Origin of the sequence: Mesorhizobium sp. M7A.F.Ca.CA.002.04.1.1 (genome assembly GCF_004022805.1) — a bacterium.
GTDB classification, from domain to species: Bacteria; Pseudomonadota; Alphaproteobacteria; order Rhizobiales; family Rhizobiaceae; genus Mesorhizobium; species Mesorhizobium ciceri.
Window position 1 is genome coordinate 1 of the sequence record NZ_RZPL01000924.1, and the last position, 1,891, is coordinate 1,891.

The window sequence follows — 1,891 nt, forward strand, 5'->3', positions numbered from 1 at the left end:
GTGCCGGATATTTCGATGGCGCCGGGAAAATCGGGGAAGACTTCCAGGAAGGCCTCGGCTGCGATGATAGAGGCGGCAAGGCCGCCCTTCATGTCGCAGGCGCCGCGGCCATAGACCCTGCCGTCCCTGACGATGCCGGCGAAGGGATCGACGGTCCAGCCATCACCGGCTTCGACCACGTCGATATGCGAGTTGAAGTGGACGCAGGCGCCCGGCGACCTGCCTTCGGAACGGGCAACGACATTGACGCGCGGGTAGCGGTCGGTGTCGCCGGGCGTGCCTTCGGCGCGGATGAACTCGGTCTCGAAACCGCTCTTCTTCAGCCGCGCGCCGAGATATTCGGCGCATGGCCGGTAGGCCTCGCCGGGTGGATTGATAGTCGGAAAACGGATCAGTTCGGCGGTCAGCGCGACGACGTCGTCGCGCCTGTCATCGATTGCCTGGAGGAGTCGCTGGTTCATGCGCAGAGTTGAGCAGCGATCCCAGCGGTTTTGCAAGCCCGCCGGCGATCAAGCCGGTGCGGCGTGTCGTTGCGGCAACTATTGCGGGAAATCGTTCAAATTCGCTGCTTTGGATTGGCGAATTGGTCAAGGTGTGTGTGTTAGCCCGTGCATCTGCCATTAAAAAGATGAAAAACAATCAGGCAGGCAGGTTAGGGGCAATCAAAGGGGTTTGATCGCATGAAAAAGACAGTTCTCATGGCAACCATGTTTGTTGCAATGCTGTTCGGTGCTTCGGGGCAGGGCTGGGCAGCCAGCCTCGTTGCAAATATAGACGTGTCGTCGCAGACGATGACCGTCAGATATGGCGCGTCGGTTTACCGGTGGAGTGTCTCCACCGCCCGCACCGGCTATTTCACGCCGCGCGGCACCTATCGGCCGCAGCGCACGGCCAGGATGTGGTATTCGCGCAAATACCATATGTCGCCGATGCCCTATTCGGTGTTCTTCCATGGCGGCTATGCCATCCATGGAACCGGCGCCGTCAGGCAGCTCGGCCGCCCGGCGTCGCATGGCTGCGTGAGGCTGCACACGGCCAATGCCGCCACGTTCTATTCGATGGTGCGGGAAGTGGGTTTCGGCAACACGCGCATTGTCGTCACCAACTAAGGCGGGTTCAGGTTCGCTGTTGTCTGCTGGCGCTGGGCTAACCCCACGCCAGCAGCTCTGCCTAAGCGTTTGGGACCGCCTTTGCCTGCGGTCGCTTTCGACGCCCGCCGCTGATCTCCCACCTTTTGTGGAACCACATCCACTGGCCGGGATCTTCTCGCACCCAGCGCTCGACGACGTCGTTGAGACGCTGGGTGGTGGCACGGACATCGACGCTGCCGTCAGCGGTGCGCGGCAAGGTCAACTTGTCCTCGATTTCGAGCCGGAAGCGGTTGCCCGGCAGCCTGACGCAGCGCGCCGGATAGACGTCGCAATCGTAGTGGCGGGCAAGGGTGGCCAGCACGCGATTGCTCTGGCAGGGACGGCCGAAGAATGTCGTCTCCAGTCCATTGGAGAATTTCTGGTCGACAAGGATGCCGATGTTGCCGCCGTTCTCCAGAACCCCGGCCAGGGCGAATGACGCGCCCGCCATGGATGGCAGCAACGAGCCCATGGTCGAGCGGCGCGTCGAGAGGATGTAGTCGGCGAGATAGGGATTGTTAGGCGGGCGAAACAGCGCAGTGATGTTCATGCCGAAAGTCGCGGCCGCCACCGGCAGCAATTCGAAATTGCCGAGATGACCGGTGAAGACGATGTGCGGCTTCTCTTCGCTGGCTATTTCGACGAAGTGGTCAGCTCCCTTGACCTCGACGCGGCCGGGCTCGCTGGCTGCGGGGTCGTAGTCGAAGAGGGCGTCGAGAAAGATGTATTCGGCGGCAAGGCGAGCCCGGCCGCGTCGAGGT

The 1,891-nt window shown here is 62.0% G+C and carries 4 protein-coding genes; 2 read left to right on the forward strand and 2 right to left on the reverse strand.

Going from position 1 to position 1,891, the window contains the following annotated elements; translation table 11 throughout:
- Positions 1–461: M20/M25/M40 family metallo-hydrolase (locus tag ENZ75_RS30510; RefSeq protein ID WP_128278573.1), on the reverse strand; the 461-nt coding region annotated here is incomplete at its 3' end.
- An 8-nt stretch (positions 462–469) separates the two neighbouring features.
- Between ENZ75_RS30510 and ENZ75_RS30515 the strand changes: the two genes are divergently transcribed.
- Together ENZ75_RS30515 and ENZ75_RS30520 are read left to right on the forward strand one after the other, a co-directional pair.
- Positions 470–676 (forward strand): hypothetical protein, encoded by a 207-nt coding sequence (locus ENZ75_RS30515; RefSeq protein ID WP_127224121.1) that lies wholly within the window; start codon positions 470–472, stop codon positions 674–676.
- 4 nt (positions 677–680) lie between these two features.
- Positions 681–1,109 (forward strand): L,D-transpeptidase, encoded by a 429-nt coding sequence (locus ENZ75_RS30520; RefSeq protein WP_013531220.1) that lies wholly within the window; start codon positions 681–683, stop codon positions 1,107–1,109.
- Between the two features lie 61 nt (positions 1,110–1,170).
- On the opposite strand, the gene ENZ75_RS30525 is transcribed toward ENZ75_RS30520, so the two are convergent.
- On the reverse strand, positions 1,171–1,891 hold a 721-nt coding region (locus ENZ75_RS30525), incomplete at its 5' end, for a lipid A biosynthesis lauroyl acyltransferase (protein WP_128278574.1).

Excerpts from the sequence above, each read along its gene's own strand:
- ENZ75_RS30520 (WP_013531220.1), top strand. The coding sequence starts at position 681 with ATGAAAAAGACAGTTCTCATGGCAACCATGTTTGTTGCAATGCTGTTC.